Source organism: Actinoplanes auranticolor, from assembly GCF_018332655.1.
GTDB lineage: Bacteria > Actinomycetota > Actinomycetes > Mycobacteriales > Micromonosporaceae > Actinoplanes > Actinoplanes auranticolor.
The window spans coordinates 118799-138861 of sequence record NZ_BOQL01000066.1 but is presented as its reverse complement, the minus strand read 5'-3'; the positions used below and the strand labels follow the sequence as shown (position 1 = coordinate 138861).

Sequence of the window (20063 nt, the reverse complement as noted above, 5' to 3'; positions counted from 1 at the left end):
CATGTCAGCGCTCCAGGGCGACGAGGCGGTCGGCGACCTCGCGGGCGCTCGCACCGGCGAGGTGGTCGACCAGCCGGCCGTCGCGCAGGAACAGCACGCCGTCGGCGCGGGCGGCGGCGGCCGGGTCGTGGGTCACCATCACGATGCTCTGGCCGCGGTCGGCCATGGCCCGCAACAGATCCAGGACGGTACGGGCGGCCGTCGAGTCCAGCGCCCCGGTCGGCTCGTCGGCGAAGAGCACCTCGGGCGCGGTGACCATGGCCCGGGCGATCGCCACCCGTTGCTGCTGGCCGCCGGAGAGCTCGCGCGGGCGGTGCCGGGCCCGGTCGCCGAGCCCGACGTCGTCGAGGGCCTGCCGGACCTGCGCGCGTCCCGGGCGCCGGCGGGCCAGGCGCAGCGGCAGGGCCACGTTCTGCTCGGCGCTCAGCGATCCGATCAGGTTGAAGCTCTGGAAGACGAAGCCGATCCGGGTGCGGCGCAGGGCGGTCAGCTCGTTGTCGCTCGCAGCGGTGATGTCGGTGTCACCGAGCAGCACCCGGCCGCTGTCGGCCCGTTCCAGGCCGGCGGCCAGGTGCAGCAGGGTGGACTTGCCGGAGCCGGAGGGACCCATCACGGCGGTCCAGGTGCCGCGCCGGAACTCGACGTCGACGTCGTCGACGGCCCGGACGGCGGTGGCGCCGCGGCCGTAGCCGCGGCTCACGCCGCGCAGGGCGACCGCGGTCGTGGTGGGGGTGGAAGTCGTCGTCATCGTCACTGCTCGAACGTATGGCGACGGCCCGCCGATAGCGTTGCGGTGGTCCCCCGGATCCGGGGTAGGGCTAACCCTACGGCCGGAACGGCCACCGGTGGGACGTCATCGATGAGGGGCCGAAATGCGGCGGCGCGTGCGGCCCCGCCTGGCGTAGGGTCGGCCATCCGAGCATGCCGGGGATGCGGGAGGGACGACGGATGGCAGTGACACGGGAGCGATCGCGGCCGATCACGGTCGGCGGGACGGCGTACCGCTGGACGGTCCGGCGGCGGGCGGCCTACCACCAGGGCGACAGCTGGACCCTGTTGCCGTTCGTGGTGGAGCAGGCCACCGGCAACGGTGCCCTGCTGATGGTCACGTTGCCGGAGCGCTCCGTGCCGGCCGACCGGCCCGGGTCCTCGTCGACGGTCGCCGAGAGCGTCGACCGGGCGCTGACGGCCGGCTGGCGTCCGGACTGGCGGGGGCCGGCGTTCCGCTCCCGGCCGAAGACGTCCCGCTGGGGTGCCGAGCTCCGCGGCGGCCGGCCCGTGCACCCGGTGCGGCACGCCGGCCCTCGCCGGGACACCTGAGAAGACCGGGGAACGCGTCCGGCCCGACCCGGCCGGACGCTCCTTCCGCGGGCGTCAGTTGCGGGCGAGCGGCACCCCCAGCCGGTCCAGCAGCCGGCGCCGCAGGGGTCCGAAGCCCGCGTCGTCCGGGGCCCGCGCCACAGCAGCAGGATCACCACCGGGCTGACGATCCGCTGCCAGCGCAGGCGCCGGGTCTTCTTCACCGGGCACGGCCGCACCGCCACGTCCGGCGCCGTGGCGACGGCGGTCATTGCAGCTCCGCGGTGAACTGGTCGTCGATCCGGGCCTTCATGTCGACACTCCCGGGATGAGCTTCAGGTCGGTGCAGCCGCCCGCGATGGCCTGCAGCTCGGCGCCGACCTCCGGGGTCAGCGGGGCCAGCGGCTCGGCCGCGCGGGCCAGGGCCCGGGCGGTCACCGCCTCGTCGATCTTCAGCTCCGGGGCCAGCACCTCGGCGCGTTCCTCCGGGTGGGCGAGCCCCCAGGTCGTGGTCTTCTGGTACGTGTCGAGGAAGGTCCGGATCTGCGGCGCCTTGTCCTTGACCGCGTCCGGATGGACCAGGATGTACTCGCGGTTGTTGGCCAGCCGCCGGGCCGCTCTCGAAGAGCGACCACTGCGCGTCCGGGGCGGCGGCCCGGGCCTTGACCAGACTCAGCCCGCCGAACCGCTGCTAGCCGGTCCGCAGGGGACCGTTGTCGGCCGGGCCGGTGCCGGCGTCGTAGCCGGCGCACCCGCCGAGCGCCACGGACACGGTCAGGGCCGGCAGGGCGGCGATCGCACTCCGTCTGTGCGAGGCCGTCACTCTATCTGCTCGATAGGAGATGTGGGTACCCTGAGCCCATGACGTCGCTCGACTTCCACTGGTTCCTGCCCACCAACGGCGACAGCCGCGACATCGTCGGCGGCGGGCACGGTGTCCCGGTCGGTGCCGCCGGCGGAGTCCGGCCGCTGACCGTCGGCTATCTCGGGCAGATCGCCCGCAGCGCCGAACAGCTCGGTTTCGTCGGCGCGCTCACGCCGACCGGCGCCTGGTGCGAGGACGCCTGGCTCGCCACCGCGATGCTCACCGAGGTGACCGATCGGCTGAAGTTCCTGGTCGCGTTCCGGCCGGGACTGATCTCGCCGACCCTCGCCGCCCAGATGGCCTCCACCTTCCAGCGGCTGTCCGGCAACCGTCTCCGGCTCAACGTGGTGACCGGCGGGGAGTCGAGCGAGCAGCGCGGCTACGGCGACTTCCTGGACAAGGACGCCCGGTACGCCCGCACCGACGAATTCCTCGGCATCATCAAGGCCCTGTGGCGCGGGGAGACGGTCGACCACGTCGGCGAGCACCTGCGCGTCGAGGGCGCCCGGCTGAGCCGCCTGCCCGACCCGGCGCCGGAGATCTACTTCGGCGGCTCCTCGGCCGCGGCCGGCCCGGTGGCGGCCCGGCACACCGACGTCTACCTCACCTGGGGTGAGCCGCCGGCCCAGGTCGCGGAGAAGATCGCGTGGATCCGCGGCCTGAACCCGGCCCTGCGTTTCGGCATTCGGCTGCACGTCATCGCCCGCGACACGGCCGGGGCGGCCTGGGCCGAGGCGGACCGGCTGCTGCAGGGCGTCTCGCCGGCCGACATCGAGGCGGTGCAGGCCGGCCTGCGGCGCAGCGAGTCCGAGGGCCAGCGCCGGATGCTCGACCTGCACGGCGGCAGCCGCGACGGCCTGGTCGTCTCGCCGAACCTGTGGGCGGGCGTCGGCCTGGTCCGCGGCGGCGCGGGGACGGCCCTGATCGGCAGCCACACCGAGATCGCCGACCGGATCGCCGAGTACGCCGGCCTGGGCATCACCGAGTTCATCCTGTCCGGCTACCCGCACCTGGAGGAGGCGTACTGGTTCGGCGAGGGCGTCCTGCCGGAGCTGCGCCGGCGTGGCCTCTGGCGGCACCCGGACGGCGACGGCAACACCGGAGCGACGAGCATCCCGTTCGCGGGCGTGGCCACCGCCGGGGGCACCTCCAGCTGATCACGCGCCGGGCCCGGACGGGCCCGGCGCGCCCCCGATCAGCGCCAGGTCATGTCGAGCTGGTGTTCGACGGTGACGTAGCCGGCCCGGGCGAAGGCCCGGGCCATCGGCTGGTTGCCCACGTCGGTGGAGGCCCGGATCCGGGGTACGCCCTCATCCGCCAGCAGCCGCGTGCCCGCCGCCAGCACCTCGTCGATGTAGCCGTGGCCGCGGTGCTCCGGCACCACCCCGATGTAGGCGATGATCGGGTTGTAGCCGTTGTGTGCCGGGACGACGAAGCCGACCGGCTCCCCGTCCGGCAGCGTCGCCACCCGCCACCACTCGTGCGGGCTGGCGTACCCCGCCAGCTCGTCGCGGTACTGCTCCTCGGCGGCCTGCCGGGGGCTCATCCGGCTCAGGTCGTCGCGGCTGTGCGCGTCCAGGGTGCCCTCCAGCACCCGGGTCATCAGTCCGATGAGCTCCTCGGCCCCGCGGACCGGGCGGAACGTGAGGCGGCCGGCCGGCTCCGGCACCGGCGTACCGGGCTGCCACTCCAGGCGCAGCCGCTCGACGAAGAGCTCGGCGCCGAGGCGTTCCAGCACGCCCATCCGCTGCTCGACGCCGCGGCGGATCTCGGGCTGTTCGCGCCAGTCGCCCGGGACGTAACGCAGGTAGTCGGGCGGATCGCCGTCCGGAGCGACCAAGGTGGACAGTGCTGTCCGGACGAGTTCCACGGCGTCGTCGGGGTCGCCGTCGAGGTCGAGGATGTCCATCAGGAACGGGTGCTCGGCGCCGGGGCGGGACCACCAGGCGGCCCGGGCGACGAGGCGCTCGCCGCGCAGGGCCAGCCACAGCCACCGCGGGTGGCGGCGGCCGGCTTCCAGGTCCTTGGCGAGCTCGCCGTTGAGGATGTACGGGAAGGTGGTGAACAGGTCCAGCTCATCAGGCCCGGTGATCGGGCGCAGGGTCAGGTCGTGGTGGTGCAGAGTCAAGGCAGTCTCCGTGGCGGAGGGGCCCTGTCCCACCGGGATCAGCTCGGCTGGTGGCCCCGGGAGGACATGAGCGCGGTGTGCGTGGCATACATGGCCCGGTCCTCCTTCCTTCGTCGGTCCGGCCGCCAGTTCTATCCGCCGCCCGGCCCGGCCGCAACCGATTTACTCGATAGGGTCGGGGTATGGACCTGCCGGCCCGCGCCGCCGAGCTGATCGCCGTGCCCTCCACCGCGGACCGTCCCGGGGAGCTGCACCGCGCGCTGGAGCTCGTGCTCGATGTCGTCGGGCCCGGCTTCACGGTGGAACGCTTCACCTCGCGGGGCAAGCCGAGCGCCCTGGTGCACCTGCCCGGCCCGCGTCCCGACTTCCGGGTGCTGCTGAACGCCCATCTCGACGTGGTGCCCGCCGACAGCTATGCGGCCCGGCGTGACGGCGACCGGCTCTACGGCCGCGGCGCGCAGGACATGAAGGTGGCGGCGCTCGTACTGGCCGAGGTCTTCCGCTCGCTGGCGCCGTCGCTGCCGTACCCGTTGGGTCTGCAGCTGGTCACCGACGAGGAGGTCGGCGGCTTCGACGGCACCGCGCACCAGCTCACCGCCGGCGTCACCGCCGGCTTCGTGCTCATCGGCGAGCAGAGCGGCCTGCGCGTGGTCACCGATTCCAAGGGCATCCTCCAGGTACGCCTGCACGCCACCGGCACTGCCGCCCACGCCGCCTACCCGTGGCTCGGCGACAACGCTCTGCTCACGCTGACCGGTGCGGTCGACGCCGTGCTGCGCCGATGGCCGGTGCCGCCGGGCGAGCAGTGGCGCACGACGGTCAACGTGGCCCGGATCGAGACCACCAACCGCGCCGTCAACCAGGTGCCGGCCGAGGCCACCGCCTGGCTCGACATCCGCTTCCCGCCGCAGGACACCGCCTTCGCGGGCCGGAGCCGCGAGGAGATCGCTGCCCTGCTGCGCTCGGTCAGCGGCGTGCCGGTCACGGTGGACAGCCTCGGCGCGCCGCACCACGCGGATCCGCACAGCCACGAGGTCACGCTGCTGCGCGCGGCCGCGCGCTCGGCCGGTTACAGCGGAGAGCTGCTGCGCAAGCACGGGGCCGCCGACGGCCGGTTCTACTCCGCCCGCGGCATCGACGCGGTGATCTTCGGCCCGGGCGGCGACGGGCAGCACGGCCCGGACGAGTACGCCGACCTGCGCACCGTCGGCCCGTACCGGGAGGCGCTGACCACGTTCCTCACCGGGCTGGCCCGGGACCCGGCACCAGCGGGACACCCGGGTTCGGCCGCAGGGTGACCTTGACGGCGTAGGCCCGGGCCGCGGCCGACGCGGTCCGCAGCGCGAGCCGCCAGTCGTCCAGCGCGAACGTGTGCGTCACCAGCGCATCCACCGGGTACGCCGGATCGGCGAGCCACTCCAGCACCTCGGCCATCGTCGTGCGCCCGGCGAGCGCGGGCTCCGGACCCGAGTTGACGGTGCCCTGCACGGTGAGCTGGCGGTTCCAGACCAGCGACCAGTCGACCCGCTGCCGGCCGGCTCCGCCCACCAGCACCAGCATGCCGGTCGGCCGCAGCAGGTGCAGGCCGAGGTCGATCGACTCGCTGCGGCCCACGCAGTCGAAGACCACGTCCACGCCCTGCTCCAGGATCGGCGTCCGGGTCAGGCGCGGCCGGACGACCCGGCCGCCGTGCACGCGGGCGAGCGACTCCACCACCTGCGGTCCCGGCTCCAGCGCGCGGCTCGCTCCCGTGCGCACGGCCGCGGCCCGGCTGAACTCACCCGGGCCCACGACGGTGAGGTCCAGATCCGGGTGCAGCCGGCGCAGGGCAGCCGTCACGAGCAGCCCGATGGTCCCCGGGCCGATGACCACGGCGCGGTCACCACGGCGCTGCCAGTGCAGCGCCGCGTGCAGGGCGACGGCAGCGGGCTCGGCGAGGACCGCACGGTACGACGGCAGCGCCCCGACCCGGTGCAGCTGGCTCTCGTGGGCGGCGACGTACTCACCCCAGCCCCCGCCCAGCGCCGCGTCGAAGCCCTGGGTGGGGGACCGGCAACCGGACACGCCGGGCTCGTCGAAGCGCTCGCAGACGTACGGGAAGCCCTCCCGGCACGACCGGCACAGGTCGAAACCCCGGTGCGCGCAGGACAGGACCGGGTCGACGACCACCCGGTCACCCGCGGACACCGACGTGACACCCGGCCCGGCCGACGCCACCACGGCGACGATCTCGTGCCCGAGGATCTGCCGCCGCGCGGTGTAATAGGCGCTGAGCACCAGCGACGACTTGGCCTGGGCGACCGCCGTGTCGCTGCCGCAGATGCCGGACAGCTCCGGCCGCAGCAACACCCAGCCGGGAGCGCGGGGCAGCACCGGCACGGGGACGTCCTCACGCAGGCCGAGCAGACCGGCCACGCCCCGGCCGGCGTCACCGCCGAGACCCCGGGGCAGCGCCCGGGCGGCCGCGGTGGCCAGATACCGGGGGATCGACAAGTCGGCCAGAACGGCTCGCATGGTGCTCCCTTCCGGCCGTTGCACCGGCCGCGCCCGGTCTCAACCGGGCGTGGTGACCCGGGCGACGATCTCCGCGGTGGGCACGAGCACGACGCCGATCCCGGCGACCTCCCGGAAGCCCTGCTCACTGGCCTGGGAGATGGCGTCGGTGGCCAGCACGACCCGGTAGTCCCGCTCGACGGCCCCGAACATGCTGGCCCGCGGGCAGTTGGGCAGGTTGCAGCCGGCGAAGACCACGGTGTCGATGCCGTGCCCGCGCAGCAGCTCGTCGAGCGGGGTGCGGTAGAACGCGCCCCAGCGCGGCTTGAACAGGGCGTACTCGTCGCGGCCGAGCACCTGCGCCCGCCCGTCCAGCAGCAGTTTGTCGTCCAGGTCGGGCCCTTCGCCGGGCAGCAGCCCGGGCGCGAGCAACCGGCCGTCGGTGCCGGGGCGCACGAGCTCGCCGCCGCCGTCGATGAGCGTGCGCCGGACCCGGTCGACGTCGTCACCCTGGTAGAGGCGGACGATGTGGACGATCGGCCGGCGCGCGGCCCGGAAGGCGTCGATCAGCGAGCGCAGCGACGGGATGATCTCGGTGGTGCCGGCCAGCCCGTACGGCCGCCCGGACAGGAAGTCGCGCTGCATGTCGATGGTGACCAGCGCGGACGACTCCCAGTGCGGGGCCACGTGCGGATCGGTCATGCGGACCCTCCGGTGCGGTGGGACGACGCCCGCAGCATATCGGCGGTCCTCACCCCCGCGGTGCCCTCAGCCGGTGGACATCCGCCGGGTCAGCTCGGCCGCCCGGGCCCGCTGCACCTTGCGGGCCTGGCCGAGCACGAGCGGCCGCAGCAGCGCCGGGAACGTGACCCGGACGGTCTCGGTGACCTGTGTCCGGTCGCCGTCGGGAACCAGGTCGACGGTGGCGGTCAGGCGTACCCGGCCGGGGCTGACCACGTCGCTGACCACCCGGCGGCCGGGCCGGGGGAAAGACATGGTCACGGCGATGAGGTTGTCGTACTTGACCGGCCCGGCGGCGAACCGCTCCACGGCGACGTACGAGACGGTGTCGCCGGCCCGGCGGACGTCGCGGACGGCGACGACCAGCGGGGACAGGCCGACGTAGCTCTCCGGCTCGGCGAGGTGGGCGTAGATCCGCTCGGGCGGGGCCGGCACAGCGAAGCGATGACGGAACTCGGTGGTCGGCACGCGGGCGATGATCGCACGCCCGCCGGCCGGAGCTCAGCCCGCGGACGCCGCGAGGACGGTCCGGAGAATGACGGGTGCGGCGTCCGCGGTCAGGGTGAGGACCACCCGGGTCCTGCGCGCCGCGGTGTGGTCCTCGACGAGGTGTCCGTCCGGCTCGACGTGCAGCCCGACCAGCGGCGCGTCCGCCGGTTGCAGGAGGCCGACGGCGATTCCGGCGGCCAGCGGATCGTGCAGCGGCACCCGTCGCTCGCCCAGCACCGGCTCGTAGTAGTCGAAGTAGCCGGTCAGCATCGCGGCCAGCGCCGCCGTGAGCGGCGGGCCCGCCGCCAGCGCGGCCCGGTCGGACTCGGCGAAGCGGTGCCGCATGGTGACGTCCAGCGGCACCACCGTCACCGGCCAGGCCGCGGCGAACACGGCGGCCGCCGCCGCGGGGTCGCCGGCGACGTTGGCCTCGGCGCGCCCGGTCACGTTGCCCGGCACCCGGACCGCCCCGCCCATGACGGTGACGTCGCGGATCAGCCCGGGCAGGTCCGGGTCGCGGCGCAGCGCCAATGCCAGGTTGGTCAGCGGTCCGGTCGCCACGATCCGCAGCTCACCGGCGTGCCGCCGGGCCAGTGCGAGCAGCAGCTCGGTGGCAACCTCGGGCTGCGGGGCCCGGGTCGCGGCGGGCAGCTCGATCCCGCCGATGCCGTTGCCACCGTGCACCCGGTCCGCGCCGCCGCGGAAGTCACCGGCCAGCGGGTGGTGGGCCCCGACGGCCACCGGGATGTCGTCGTGGCCGGCCAGGGCGAGCAGCTCCAGGGTGTTGCGGGCGGCCTGGCCGGCGGTCGTGTTGCCGCTGACCGTGCCGACGCCGGCCAGGACGGATCCGCGCCGGGCGAGCAGCAGGGCGAGAGCCAGAGCGTCGTCGACGCCGGTGTCGCAGTCGAGGTAGATCGGCGTGGCGGTCATGCCGCAGTTTCGGGCGGAACGCGGCCGGACAACCCACGGTTCATGGCCTCAGGCTAAGCCGTCCGGGTCAGTGGTGGTTGTCCCCGGGCCGGGCTGGGTACGACCTGCGGCATGACGGACTACGGCATCCATGCCTCGCACGAGCAGATCCCGCCCGCCGAGCTCCTCGCCGCCGTGGTCGCCGCCGAACGCGCCGGTTTCGACGCCGCGATGTGTTCCGACCACTTCTCGCCGTGGAGCGCCCGGCAGGGCCAGTCGGCGTTCGCCTGGTCCTGGCTCGGCGCCGCGCTGCAGGCCACGAATCTGCCCTTCGGCGTGGTCAACGCGCCCGGCCAGCGCTACCACCCGGCGATCATCGCCCAGGCCATCGGCACCCTCGGTGCCATGTACCCGGGCCGGTTCTGGGCGGCCCTGGGCAGCGGGGAGTACAGCAACGAGCACATCACCGGCGAGCCCTGGCCGCGCAAGGAGGTGCGCGAGGCCCGGCTGCTCGAGTGCGTCGGCGTCATCCGCGACATGCTCGCCGGCGAGGAGGTCACCCGCGACGGCCTGGTCAAGGTCGACCGGGCCCGGCTGTGGACCCGGCCGGAGACGACCCCGGCACTGATCGGCGCGGCGGTCAGTACGAAGACGGCCGCCTGGTGTGCCGGCTGGGCCGACGGCCTGGTCACCGTGAACGCGCCCGAGGAGCAGCTGCGCAAGATGATCGCGGCGTACCGGGACGCGGGCGGCCGCGGGCCGATCAGCCTGCAGGTCCACCTGAGCTGGGCGCCGACCGAGGCGGAGGCCGAGAAGATCGCCCACGACCAGTGGCGCAGCAACATCTTCCCGCCGCCGGTCTGCTGGGACCTGGAGACGGTCGACCACTTCGACGTCGTCTCCAAGAACGTGACCGTCGATCAGGTCCGCGAGGTCGTCAACATCTCGGCCGACCTGGAACGCCACATCGAGTGGCTGCGCGGGTACGCGGCGCTCGGCTTCGACCGGATCTACCTGCACCACGTGGGCCAGGATCTGCTGCCGTTCGTGGAGACCTTCGGCGCGAAGGTGCTGCCGGCCCTGCGCTGAGCCTCACTGCCCGGCGGACAGCTCGTTGTAGCAGCCGGCGTACTCCTGGCCGGACAGTTTCCCGATCTCGGCCATGATGGCGTCGGTCGCCGCCCGCCGGGCCCGGGCCGCGCTGCCCGCCGGGGTCTCGAAGCGCAGCGGCGCGCCGAAGCGCACCGTGACCCGGCCGGGCCGCGGGAACCGGGCGCCGACGGGCTGGACGCGGTCGGTGCCGAGCACGGCCACCGGTACGACCGGCGCCCCCGAGGCCATCGCGAGCCATGCCACGCCCGTTCGCCCGCGGTAGAGCCGGCCGTCGCGGGAGCGGCTGCCCTCGGGGTGGATGCCGAACGCGCGGCCCTCACGCAGCACGCCCAGCGCTGTCTCCAGGGCGGCCTGCGCCGCCCGGTGCTCGCCGCGCGGCACGGCCACCGCGCCCAGGCCCAGCAGCGTGGAACCCGTCAGCCGGCCCAGCACGCCGGGGCGGGTGAAGTACTCCGCCTTGGCCAGGAACGCCACCCGCCGCGGCGACACCAGCGGGATCAGGAAGCTGTCCAGGAACGACAGGTGGTTGGCGGCCAGGATCACCGGGCCTTCGCGGGGGACGTGCTCGCGGCCCTCGACCACCGTCCGGAAGGCCAGCCGGGCCACCGGGACGAGCAGAGCGCGGGTGAGCTGCGGCAGCATGTCAGGTCTCCCCGTAGGCGTCGATCACCGTGCGCAGCAGCGCGTCGGCGTCCTCGGTCTGCACCGCCATCTGCAGGCTGCCCCAGGACCACAGCTGCGCGATGCCGTGCAGGTTGGCCCACAAGGCCCCGGCGGCTACGGCTGCGTCGTCGCGGCCGGGGCGGGCCCGGTCGACCAGTCCGACCAGGACGGCGAACAGCGGTTTGCTGGCCTCCCGCAGCCCTTCCTGGTTACCGCGCAGCAGCTCGTGGCGGAACATCAACTCGAACATGCCGCGGTCGGTGCGCGCGAAGTCCAGGTAGAGCCGGCCGAGCGCGAGCAGCCCGGCCCGCGGGTCGCTCTGCTCGCCGAGGGCGGCGACCCGCTCGGACAGCCGGTCGTAGCCGACCCGGGCCACGGCGGCCAGCAACTCGCGGTGGGTCGGGAAGTAGCGGCGGGGGGCGCCGTGGGAGACCCCGGCGCGGCGGGCGATCTCGCGCAGGGTCAGCGCTTCGGTGCCCTCGGCGGTGACCAGCTCGACGCCGGTGGCGACGAGGTGCGTCCGCAGGTCATCGGGCATAGACACTGTCTACCAGGTCACGTAGACAGTGTCTATCACCGCGCCGCGGTGCGTCGCCCGCGAGCCGGGTGGCATGTCGAGAACGGCCGGCCCGCCCCGACCCGCTGGTATGACGAAGTTTCTGCTGATCCAGCACCACACTGCGATGGGCACCTGGGCGCCGGCCGACGTGCGCCGCCATTTCGACTACCAGCGGGACCTGGACGCCGAGCTGGCCGCGGCCGGTGAGCTGGTCGAGGCGCAAGGACTCGGCGGCCGGGCGCATCAGGTGGCGGGGGAGCGGGGTGTCCTGCCGGAACTGGCCGGCTACCGCGTGGTGGACGTGGAGTCCGAGGAGCGTGCGCTGCAGATCGCGGCCCGGGTCTCCGCCGCGCCGGGACCGGGCGGTGTGCCGCTGCGCCAGCGCATCGACGTCCGGCAGCTGCTGACCCCGTGAGAGCGCTTTCTCGCCGTAACCGGTTCCGGAGGCCGGAGCATGGTGGCTGGCAAGGGAAAGCGCTCTCCGTCCTCCGAACCTTTCGTCATCCTTAAGTCCGTCGATGTCTCCTTGACCGCGTCCCGTTCGTCACGGTTGAGTGCGGAACTGTTAAGTCACCTTCCGGTTCCCCGTTCCCCATCCGGAGTCCGCAGTGCCTCACTCCCCGCGCCGGCTGCTGCTCGCCGCCGGCACCGTGCTCGTCGCCCTCGTGGCCACCACCGGCGTCCGCTTCGTGGCGAACGCGGACGCGGCCCCCGTCCGCGCCACGGCCGCCGCCTTCTCCCACCCCGGCGTGCTGCTCAGCCGGGCCCAGCTCGACTTCGTCAAGGCCGAGGTCGCGGCCCGGGCCCAGCCCTGGGCCAGCGCCTACAACCAGATGGCCGCGAGCCGGTACGCCTCCCTGACGCGTACGCCGAAGCCCCGCGCGACCGTCGAGTGCGGCTCGTACTCCAACCCGAACAACGGCTGCACCGACGAGCGCGAGGACGCGATCGCCGCGTACACCGCCGCGCTGACCTGGTACATCAGCGGGAACACGGCGTACGCGACCAAGGCCATCGAGCTGATGGACGCCTGGTCGGCCACGCTGCGGACGCACACCGGCAGCAACGGCCCGCTGCAGACCGCCTGGGCCGGGTCGGTCTGGCCGCGGGCGGCGGAGATCATCCAGCACGCGTACGGGAACTGGCCCGGCCAGGCCCGGTTCGCCACCATGCTGCGCACCGTCTACCTGCCCGTGGTGCTGGCCGGCAGCGCCAGCAACGGCAACTGGGAACTGTCGATGATGGAGGCGGCCGTCGGCATCGCCGTCCACCTCGACGACCGGGCGAGCTACGACCGGGCCGTCGCCCGCTTCAAGCTGCGCGCCGCCTCCTACCTCTACGTCACCGCCGACGGCGCCCAGCCGAAGTACCCGCCGGCCGGTGGCATCGACACCCGCGCCGAGCTGATCGGCTACTGGCAGGGCCAGAGCACCTTCGTCGACGGCCTCTCCCAGGAGACCTGCCGCGACTTCGTGCACACCGGCTACGGCATCTCCGCGATCGCGCACGTCGCCGAGACCACCCGCATCCAGGGCGGCGATCTCTACCCCGAGCTGCAGGACCGGCTGCGGCACGCACTCGGCCTGCACACCCGGATCGAGAACGGCGCCGCGGTGCCGGCGTCGATCTGCGGTGGCTCGGTGACCCGGGGTCTCGGCCCGATCAGCGAGGTCGCCTACAACGCCCTGCACCACCGGCTCGGCGTCGCGATGGCCAACACCGGCACCTACACCGAGGCCCGGCGCCCGCAGGGCAGCAACAACCTGTTCGTGGCGTGGGAGACGCTCACCCACGCCGGCAACCCCGCCTGATCCCCGAAGGAAATCGATGACCCCCATCCCCCGCAAGCGACGGCGTGTCCTGGCCGTCTCCGTCACCGCCCTGGTCGTCGGCGTGCTCGGCGTCGTCGGCGTCACCAACGCCCTGGCGGCCACCACCGGTTCCGTGGTGAGCAGCGCCAACGGCAAGTGCCTGGACGTCACCAACGGCTCCACCACCAACGGCAACCTGCCGCAGATGTGGGCCTGCGCGAGCGGTCCCAACCAGACCTGGACCTACGGCGACGACAAGTCGCTCAAGGGCCTCGGTAAGTGCCTGGACGTGGCCGGCGGTGCCACCACCGACGGCGCGGCCGTGCACATGTGGGACTGCTTCGCCGGGCTGACCAGCCAGCAGTGGACCTACACGGCCGGTCGGGACCTGGTCAACGTCAAGGCCGGCAAGTGCCTCGACATCAAGGACAACAACCTCGCCGACGGCGCGAAACTGCAGCTGTGGACCTGCGGCGGCGGCGCCAACCAGAAGTGGACGGTCAACGGTGCCTCGACGCCCCCGACCACCCCGCCGGTGACCCCGCCGACGGTCCCGCCCGGCACCGGCAACCCCGACCTGGGCCCGAACGTGACGATCTTCGACCCGTCGATGTCGCAGGCGACCGTCCAGAACCGCCTGAACACCGTCTTCAACCAGCAGGTCCGCAACCAGTTCGGCAACGCCCGCTACGCGCTGCTGTTCAAGCCCGGGTCGTACAACGTGGACGCCAACGTCGGCTTCTTCACCCAGGTCGCCGGGCTCGGGCTGAGCCCGGACGCGGTGAACATCAACGGTGCCGTGCACACCGAGGCGGACTGGTGGCCGGACGGCTCGCAGAACGCCACCCAGAACTTCTGGCGCGCGGCCGAGGGCCTGTCGGTGACCCCGAACGGCGGCCTCGACCGCTGGGCCGTGTCGCAGGCGGCGCCGTACCGGCGGATGCACGTCCGCGGCAATCTGGCGCTCTCCGACGGCGGCTGGTCGTCCGGCGGCTTCATGGCCGACACCAAGATCGACGGGCAGATCCAGTCCGGCTCGCAGCAGCAGTGGATCACCCGCAACTCGCAGATGGGCAGCTGGAGCGGCTCCAACTGGAACCAGGTCTTCGTCGGCGCCCAGGGTGCCCCGGCGAACAGCTTCCCGACGCCGCCGTACACGACCGTCGGCCAGACGCCGGTGGTGGCCGAGAAGCCGTACCTCTACGTCGACTCCGCGGGTGCGTACCAGGTGTTCGTCCCTGCCCTGCGCAGCAACTCGGCCGGCACCACGTGGGCCAACGGCAACCCGGCCGGCCGGTCGCTGCCGATCGGCACGTTCTTCATCGTCAAGCCCGGTGAGACGGCGGCGAACATCAACGCGGCCCTCGCCGCGGGCAGGAACCTGCTCGTCACCCCCGGTGTCTACAACCTGAACCAGACCCTCGCGGTGACCCGGCCCGACACGGTCGTGCTCGGCCTGGGCCTGGCCACCTTCGTCCCGCAGAACGGCATCACCGCGATGACCGTCGCCGACGTCGACGGCGTACGGGTCGCCGGCGTGCTCTTCGACGCCGGTACCACCAACTCGTCGGTGCTGATGGAGGTCGGCCCGGCCGGCTCGTCGGCCAACCATGCGGCCAACCCGACCGTGCTGTCCGACGTGTTCTTCCGCATCGGTGGCGCAATCGCCGGTAAGGCCTCGGTCAGCCTGCGGATCAACAGCGACAACGTGATCGGTGACCACGCCTGGATCTGGCGCGCCGACCACAGCGACAACGGCACCCACGGCTGGACCGTCAACCCGGCCGCCAACGGCCTGACCGTCAACGGCGACAACGTGACCTTCTACGGCCTGTTCGTCGAGCACTACCAGCAGTACCAGACCATCTGGAACGGCGAGAACGGGCGCACGTACTTCTACCAGAACGAGATGCCCTACGACCCGCCGAACCAGGCCGCCTACATGAACGGCTCGACCCAGGGCTGGGCGGCGTACAAGGTGGCCGACTCGGTGAACAACCACGAGGCGTGGGGCCTGGGTTCATACGCGTTCTTCAACGTCAACCCCAGCGTGGTCAACGCCCGCGCCTTCGAGGTGCCGGTGAAGCCGGGCATCAAGTTCCACAACATGGTGACGGTCTCGCTGGGTGGCACCGGCACGATCTCGCACGTCATCAACAACACGGGCGCCGCCGTCAACAGCGGTCACCAGGTGACCAACCTGGTCAGCGGCCCCTGATCTGAGGCACCGCACGTCACGACGGCCCGCCGGTCCTCCGGCGGGCCGTCCGCGTCCGCTCAGCGGGCGTTGTAGCGCTTACGCGCCCAGAGGTAGCCGGCCAGGGCGATGGCGGCGCACCAGGCGGTCGCCCACCAGATCGAGTCGCCGACCGGGCCGCCGGTCAGCAGGGCCCGGATCGTCTCCATGATCGGGGTGAAGGGCTGGTACTCGGCGAACTGCCGCAGCCCGGCCGGCATCGAATCGGTCGGGACGAAGCCGCTGCCGATGAAGGGGAGCAGGGTCAGCAGCAGCGGCGTGTTGCTCGCCTCCTCCACGGTCTTGGCCACCAGTCCCAGCGCCGTGGCCAGCCAGGTGATGGCGAACGAGGTCATCGTCAGCACCCCGAGCACGCCCAGCCACTCCGCCGGTCCGGCGGTGGGCCGGAAACCGATCGCGAGGGCCACGGCCAGCACGATGGCCAGGCTGACCAGGGTCTGGATCATGCTGCCGATCACGTGCCCGGTCAGGACCGACACCCGGGCGATCGCCATGGTGCGGAACCGGGCCACAATGCCCTCGGTCATGTCGGTGGCGACCGAGACCGCGGTGCCGGCCGCCGCCCCGCCGACGGCCATCAGCAGGATGCCCGGCACCACGTACGCCAGGTATTCGGTGCGGCCCCCGCCCAGGCCGGCGCCGAGCGTGCCGCCGAAGACGAAGACGAACAGCAGCAGGAAGATCACCGGCATCCCGGCCAGGTAGAAGATCATCGCCGGATAGCGCTGCATGTGCCGCAGATTGCGCCGCAGCATGGTGTTCGAGTCGCGGACGGCGAGGCTCAGGGAGGTCATCGCACGGGCTCCTTCGCGGTCAGGGCCAGGAAGACGTCGTCGAGGTCGGGTGTGTGCACGGTCAGGCTCTCCACCTCGGCGTGGGCCTCGTCCAGGGTGGTCAGCAGGGCGCGCAGCGTGCGCACACTGCCGTCGCCGGGCACCTGGATGGTGAGCTGGGCGGAGTCGACGTCGGCGGCGTCGAGGGCCACCGCGGCCGCCCGCAGCGCCGGTCCGTCGGCGAAGCGCAGGGTGATGTGCCCGCCCGGGACCAGCCGCTTGAGCTCGTCGGCCGTGCCCTCGGCGACCAGCCGCCCGCCGTCGAGCACCGCGATCCGGTCGGCGAGCTGGTCCGCCTCCTCCAGGTACTGGGTGGTCAGGAAGATCGTCACGCCGTCGGCCACCAGCCGCCGGACGGTCTGCCACATCGCCTGCCGGCTGCGCGGGTCGAGCCCGGCGGTCGGTTCGTCGAGGAACACCAGCCGCGGCTCGCCGACCAGGCCCATCGCGATGTCCAGCCGCCGCCGCATGCCCCCCGAGTACGCCGACGCCTGCTTGCCGGCCGCGTCGGTCAGGTCGAACTGCTCCAGCAGCTCGTCCGCCCGGCGCCGGCCCCGGGCCCGGCCCAGGTGGTGCAGATCGGCCATGAGGATGAGGTTCTCCCGGCCGGTGAGCAGCCCGTCGACGGCGGCGAACTGACCGGTGACCCCGATCGCCGCCCGGACCGCGTCCGGCTCGGTCGCCGGGTCGTGGCCGGCCACCCGGATCTCGCCGGCGTCGGCGTCGATCAGCGTGGAGAGGATCTGGACGGTGGTGGTCTTGCCGGCGCCGTTCGGGCCCAGCAGAGCGAAGATCGAGCCCGCCGGGACGTGCAGGTCGATGCCGTCGAGGACGGTGTGGTCGCCGTACGCCTTGCGCAGGCCGGTCACGGTGATCATCGGAGCTCCTCGGTGTCGCCGCGGCGCACGATGATGTCGCCGAAGGAGGTGCGGGCACGCACCTGCACGTTGTCCTCGCCGGGCTCCGGGGCTGCGGTGCCGTCGAGCTGGTTGAGTACCTTGCCGAACTGGGTGTGCAGGTCGAGGTAGGCGGCCGTACCGGCGGCGACGCCGACCTCCAGCTCGCCCATCGAGGTGCGGACCTCGACGGTGCCGCGGTGCACGGCGCCGATCCGGATGCTGCCGTTGGCGGTCGTGGCGTCCACCGAGCCCCGCACGTGCCCGGCCGCGACGTCGCCGTTGGCCGCTTTGGCGTGCAGGTCACCGCCGACGGAGTCGACCCGGCTGTCGCCGTTGGAGTTCTTCAGCGTCACGGCACCGGTGACCGTGCCGAGCCGGATCGTCCCGCTGCCGGTCGTGGCGCGGGCGGCACCGGACACCGAGCGGGCGACGACGGAACCGGCGCTGGTGGTGGCCTCCAGCGGCCCGGTGTGCTGTAGCTCGATGTCGCCGGTGGCGGTACGGAGCGCGGTGTCGCCGAGCGTGCCGGTGCAGTGGAACGCGGCGAGGGCCGCGTCGGCGCGTACCTGTGAACCGGTGGGCAGGGCGATCTCGACCTCGACTGATCCGCTCCGGCGCAGGATCCCCAGGGTCTTGAGCGTCTTCGGGGTCTTGACCAGCAGCTGACCGTCGGCGAACTGGACCTGGGTCTGCTCGGCGGCGCGCAGGTCGGCGGCGGCGGAGGGGTCGCTGGGCCGGACCTCGACGACGGTGTCCACGCGGTCGGTGGCGGTGATCCGGACGTCGGCGACGAGCAGCTCGAGGGTCGCCCGGATCGGCGCGGGGGTGTCGAAAGTGGGCATGTCCTGGTCCTTTCGCGGGATGACGGGCACGGTCAGCGCGCCCAACCGGTGTAGCGCTGCCCGCTGAGCGGGGCGCGGGAGGTGCGCGGCCGGTCGCCGGCCTGGACGGCGGCGGTGCTGGCCCGGACCAGCCAGGCGTTCACCGAGAGGCCCTCGCGGCCGGCCGCCTCCTCGATGCGGGTCTTGAGCTGGTCCGGCAGCCGGAAGTTGATCCGCGAGACCGCGCCGTCGTCCGCGAAGTCGGCGGTGTCGACCGGCTCCGGCGCCGCGGTCTCGGCCGCGTGCTCGGCGGGCGGCGGCGTCACCACGAAACCGGGTGAGCCACCGCGCAGCCGCAACTCGACGGAGCCGGGGGCGAGGTCCTGGGTGATCTCGTCCGCCGCGGCGGACAGGGCGTCGAGCAGAGCGAGCCGGAAGGCCGACTCCATCGGTGCGGTGAGCCGGTCGGCCAGCTCCCGGGCGTCGGGGCCACCGAGCTCCGCGGCCCCGGCCAGCTCCTCCCGGAGCCGTGCGACATATGACGTGAGGTCCATGACGCCATCATGGCATCATCGTGGCGCCATGTAAAGCCAACATGGCGACACTGCGGCGCCATGCGAGTTGCGTCGTTTGCTGCGTCGTTTGTCGCCGGGCCGGTCCGGGTAGGGAAGCGTCGTGCTCGACGTCGCTGATCTCCCGTTACCCGGGTCCGGCCGAACCCTGGAACGGTTCGAGCGGCTCGCCACCCTCGCCCGCCACGACCCGGTGCTGGCCCGGCTGAGCGAGGGACACGCGGACGCCGCGGCGATCCGCGCGGAGCTCGGCGATGCCGGCCCGCCCGCCCCGGACCAGATCTGGGGGGTCTGGGCCGCAGCGCCGGCGTCGGTGACCGCCCGCGACAAGGACGGCGAGTGGGCGCTCAGCGGCGACCGCCCGTGGTGCTCCGGTGCCGGCACCCGCGCGGCTCACGCCCGGCCGCTGGTGCCTGGCGACCTGGCGCGGCGACGGGCACCCGGACCACGAGAGCGTCGGCCGGGCCGCCGCGGCCGCCTGCGCGGCGACCGGGGCGCGGCTGCTGGAGTATCCGATCTGGGCCTGGCACTGGGCCCGGCCCGGTGACGACCGGGTGCCCTGGGACCGGGCCCGGCGGATCGATCTGCCGGGCGCCGCGCGGCAGGCCAAGGAGGCGGCGATCCAGGCCTTCCCGAGCCAGATCGCGGACCTGGGGCCGGATCCGGCCGACGCGGCGATCCTGCCGCCGCACGTGCTCGCCCGCTTCCGCCGCCCGTTCGAGGTGGTGTTCGCGTGAGCACACCGCTGGGCTACTTCCAGCAGATGTACGCCGACAGCCCCGACCCCTGGAGCTTCGATTCCCGCTGGTACGACAACCGCAAGCACGGTCTCACCGTGGCCGCCCTGCCCCACGCCCGCTACCGTTCCGCCTTCGAGCCGGGCTGCTCGACGGGCGCGCTGACCGCCCGGCTGGCACCACGCTGCGCCGCGTTGCTCGCCGTCGACGCGGTCGAGTCCGCGGTGGCCACCGCCGCGCACCGGTTGGCGGCCCAGCCGCACGTCACGGTCGCCCAGGCCCGGATGCCCTACGAGTGGCCCCGCCAGACCTTCGACCTGATCGTGCTCTCCGAGCTCGGCTACTACTTCGACGACACCGACCTGGACGCGCTCATCGCCCAGACCGTCGCCGCGCTGGAGCCCGGCGGTGATCTCGTCGCGGTGCACTGGCGGCGGCCGGTCGCTGAGCACGCCCGGCCCGGCGAGGAGGTCCACGCCCGCCTCGACGCCACCCCGGGCCTGGCGCTGACGGCCCAGCACGTGGAGGCCGACTTCCTGCTGGAGGTCTACGCGCGCACACCCCCGGCGCCCCGGTCGGTCGCCGAGCGCGAGGGTCTGTGCTGAGCCGGATCGCCGTTGTCGTGCCCGCCCACGACGGCCGGGCTGTGGCCGCCCCCCTGGCCCCGGTGGCCGGCGAGGTGTCAGCGGGCCGACGCGGCGCGGACCGCGCCACGGTTGCGCCGGGCGTCGCGGATCACCGGCACGGCCCACACCGCCAGCACGGCCAGGGCCAGCCCCGCGGTGCGGCCGTCCCAGCGGCCGTGCAGCACCAGGGCCAGCAGATACGCGCACGCGACGAACGTGCGGAAGAAGGGGGCGTTGCGCACGACGGG

At 73.4% G+C, this 20063-nt stretch carries 25 protein-coding genes; 9 read left to right on the top strand and 16 right to left on the bottom strand.

Annotated features, from left to right (window positions below):
• Nucleotides 1-4: 4 nt before the first annotated feature.
• Nucleotides 5-748, bottom strand: coding sequence for an ABC transporter ATP-binding protein (locus Aau02nite_RS37290; protein ID WP_212993336.1), 744 nt, complete (start codon nt 746-748; stop codon nt 5-7).
• 200 nt (nt 749-948) lie between these two features.
• Between Aau02nite_RS37290 and Aau02nite_RS37285 the strand changes: the two genes are divergently transcribed.
• Nucleotides 949-1320, top strand: a complete 372-nt coding sequence (locus tag Aau02nite_RS37285; protein WP_212993335.1) for a hypothetical protein — start codon at nt 949-951, stop codon at nt 1318-1320.
• A gap of 54 nt (nt 1321-1374) precedes the next feature.
• Here Aau02nite_RS37285 and Aau02nite_RS37280 read toward each other — a convergent pair whose 3' ends face one another.
• The 3 genes from Aau02nite_RS37280 to Aau02nite_RS47575 form a co-directional block, all read right to left on the bottom strand.
• A complete protein-coding gene (locus Aau02nite_RS37280) occupies nt 1375-1530 on the bottom strand; it encodes a hypothetical protein (protein WP_212993334.1) in 156 nt (51 codons plus the stop codon).
• Nucleotides 1531-1608: 78 nt separating this feature from the next.
• Complete coding sequence (locus Aau02nite_RS46935) at nt 1609-1770, bottom strand: hypothetical protein (RefSeq protein WP_246595725.1); 162 nt, start codon at nt 1768-1770, stop codon at nt 1609-1611.
• A gap of 220 nt (nt 1771-1990) precedes the next feature.
• Nucleotides 1991-2122, bottom strand: coding sequence for a hypothetical protein (locus Aau02nite_RS47575; RefSeq protein ID WP_281421130.1), 132 nt, complete (start codon nt 2120-2122; stop codon nt 1991-1993).
• Nucleotides 2123-2160: 38 nt separating this feature from the next.
• Between Aau02nite_RS47575 and Aau02nite_RS37270 the strand changes: the two genes are divergently transcribed.
• Entirely contained in the window at nt 2161-3321 is a 1161-nt protein-coding gene (locus Aau02nite_RS37270) for an LLM class flavin-dependent oxidoreductase (RefSeq protein WP_212993333.1), read from the top strand.
• A 38-nt stretch (nt 3322-3359) separates the two neighbouring features.
• Here Aau02nite_RS37270 and Aau02nite_RS37265 read toward each other — a convergent pair whose 3' ends face one another.
• Nucleotides 3360-4292, bottom strand: a complete 933-nt coding sequence (locus tag Aau02nite_RS37265) for a GNAT family N-acetyltransferase (RefSeq protein ID WP_212993332.1) — start codon at nt 4290-4292, stop codon at nt 3360-3362.
• Between the two features lie 182 nt (nt 4293-4474).
• Here Aau02nite_RS37265 and Aau02nite_RS37260 point away from each other — a divergent pair, with 182 nt between their 5' ends.
• Nucleotides 4475-5590 carry a M20 family metallopeptidase gene (locus Aau02nite_RS37260; protein WP_212993331.1) on the top strand — a complete coding sequence of 372 codons (1116 nt, stop codon included), beginning with the start codon at nt 4475-4477 and terminating at the stop codon, nt 5588-5590.
• Here the strand turns inward: Aau02nite_RS37260 and Aau02nite_RS37255 are convergent.
• From Aau02nite_RS37255 to Aau02nite_RS37240, 4 genes are all read right to left on the bottom strand, one after another.
• Complete coding sequence (locus Aau02nite_RS37255; protein WP_212993330.1) at nt 5532-6806, bottom strand: zinc-dependent alcohol dehydrogenase; 1275 nt, start codon at nt 6804-6806, stop codon at nt 5532-5534. The genes Aau02nite_RS37260 and Aau02nite_RS37255 overlap by 59 nt on opposite strands.
• 39 nt (nt 6807-6845) lie before the next feature.
• Nucleotides 6846-7487, bottom strand: coding sequence for a cysteine hydrolase family protein (locus tag Aau02nite_RS37250; RefSeq protein WP_212993329.1), 642 nt, complete (start codon nt 7485-7487; stop codon nt 6846-6848).
• Between the two features lie 66 nt (nt 7488-7553).
• Nucleotides 7554-7994 (bottom strand): SRPBCC family protein, encoded by a 441-nt coding sequence (locus Aau02nite_RS37245; RefSeq protein ID WP_212993328.1) that lies wholly within the window; start codon nt 7992-7994, stop codon nt 7554-7556.
• Nucleotides 7995-8027: 33 nt separating this feature from the next.
• On the bottom strand, nt 8028-8945 hold the full coding sequence (locus Aau02nite_RS37240; RefSeq protein WP_212993327.1) for a nucleoside hydrolase: 918 nt from the start codon (nt 8943-8945) through the stop codon (nt 8028-8030).
• Nucleotides 8946-9056: 111 nt separating this feature from the next.
• Between Aau02nite_RS37240 and Aau02nite_RS37235 the strand changes: the two genes are divergently transcribed.
• The gene (locus Aau02nite_RS37235; RefSeq protein WP_212993326.1) at nt 9057-10013 is read left to right on the top strand and encodes a TIGR03885 family FMN-dependent LLM class oxidoreductase; all 957 of its coding nucleotides are present in this window, start codon (nt 9057-9059) and stop codon (nt 10011-10013) included.
• Nucleotides 10014-10016: 3 nt separating this feature from the next.
• Here Aau02nite_RS37235 and Aau02nite_RS37230 read toward each other — a convergent pair whose 3' ends face one another.
• Together Aau02nite_RS37230 and Aau02nite_RS37225 are read right to left on the bottom strand one after the other, a co-directional pair.
• Nucleotides 10017-10679, bottom strand: a complete 663-nt coding sequence (locus Aau02nite_RS37230; protein ID WP_212993325.1) for a lysophospholipid acyltransferase family protein — start codon at nt 10677-10679, stop codon at nt 10017-10019.
• Nucleotide 10680: 1 nt separating this feature from the next.
• On the bottom strand, nt 10681-11238 hold the full coding sequence (locus tag Aau02nite_RS37225; RefSeq protein WP_212993324.1) for a TetR/AcrR family transcriptional regulator: 558 nt from the start codon (nt 11236-11238) through the stop codon (nt 10681-10683).
• A 109-nt stretch (nt 11239-11347) separates the two neighbouring features.
• On the opposite strand from Aau02nite_RS37225, the gene Aau02nite_RS37220 reads away from it, so the two are divergent.
• From Aau02nite_RS37220 to Aau02nite_RS37210, 3 genes are all read left to right on the top strand, one after another.
• Complete coding sequence (locus tag Aau02nite_RS37220) at nt 11348-11674, top strand: YciI family protein (protein ID WP_212993323.1); 327 nt, start codon at nt 11348-11350, stop codon at nt 11672-11674.
• Between the two features lie 193 nt (nt 11675-11867).
• On the top strand, nt 11868-13070 hold the full coding sequence (locus Aau02nite_RS37215) for an alginate lyase family protein (protein WP_246595724.1): 1203 nt from the start codon (nt 11868-11870) through the stop codon (nt 13068-13070).
• A 16-nt stretch (nt 13071-13086) separates the two neighbouring features.
• Nucleotides 13087-15288, top strand: a complete 2202-nt coding sequence (locus tag Aau02nite_RS37210) for an RICIN domain-containing protein (RefSeq protein ID WP_212993322.1) — start codon at nt 13087-13089, stop codon at nt 15286-15288.
• Between the two features lie 59 nt (nt 15289-15347).
• Here the strand turns inward: Aau02nite_RS37210 and Aau02nite_RS37205 are convergent, their stop codons facing one another.
• From Aau02nite_RS37205 to Aau02nite_RS37190, 4 genes are read right to left on the bottom strand one after another with little or no spacing between them, the layout of a single operon-like run.
• Nucleotides 15348-16121: an ABC transporter permease gene (locus Aau02nite_RS37205; RefSeq protein ID WP_212993321.1), complete on the bottom strand. Its 774-nt coding sequence runs from the start codon at nt 16119-16121 to the stop codon at nt 15348-15350.
• Nucleotides 16118-17038 carry an ABC transporter ATP-binding protein gene (locus Aau02nite_RS37200; protein WP_212993320.1) on the bottom strand — a complete coding sequence of 307 codons (921 nt, stop codon included), beginning with the start codon at nt 17036-17038 and terminating at the stop codon, nt 16118-16120. Before Aau02nite_RS37200 ends, Aau02nite_RS37205 begins: the two co-directional genes overlap by 4 nt.
• Nucleotides 17035-17901 carry a DUF4097 family beta strand repeat-containing protein gene (locus Aau02nite_RS37195; protein WP_212993319.1) on the bottom strand — a complete coding sequence of 289 codons (867 nt, stop codon included), beginning with the start codon at nt 17899-17901 and terminating at the stop codon, nt 17035-17037. The genes Aau02nite_RS37200 and Aau02nite_RS37195 overlap by 4 nt, the downstream gene beginning before the upstream one ends.
• Nucleotides 17902-17933: 32 nt before the next feature.
• Entirely contained in the window at nt 17934-18434 is a 501-nt protein-coding gene (locus Aau02nite_RS37190) for a hypothetical protein (RefSeq protein ID WP_212993318.1), read from the bottom strand.
• A gap of 392 nt (nt 18435-18826) precedes the next feature.
• On the opposite strand from Aau02nite_RS37190, the gene Aau02nite_RS37185 reads away from it, so the two are divergent.
• Both Aau02nite_RS37185 and Aau02nite_RS47570 read left to right on the top strand, forming a co-directional pair.
• Nucleotides 18827-19189: a PIG-L deacetylase family protein gene (locus Aau02nite_RS37185; protein WP_246595723.1), complete on the top strand. Its 363-nt coding sequence runs from the start codon at nt 18827-18829 to the stop codon at nt 19187-19189.
• Entirely contained in the window at nt 19186-19794 is a 609-nt protein-coding gene (locus tag Aau02nite_RS47570; RefSeq protein WP_212993317.1) for a class I SAM-dependent DNA methyltransferase, read from the top strand. The genes Aau02nite_RS37185 and Aau02nite_RS47570 overlap by 4 nt, the downstream gene beginning before the upstream one ends.
• 77 nt (nt 19795-19871) lie before the next feature.
• On the opposite strand, the gene Aau02nite_RS37175 is transcribed toward Aau02nite_RS47570, so the two are convergent.
• Nucleotides 19872-20057, bottom strand: a complete 186-nt coding sequence (locus Aau02nite_RS37175) for a hypothetical protein (RefSeq protein WP_212993316.1) — start codon at nt 20055-20057, stop codon at nt 19872-19874.
• Between the last annotated feature and the right edge of the window lie 6 nt (nt 20058-20063).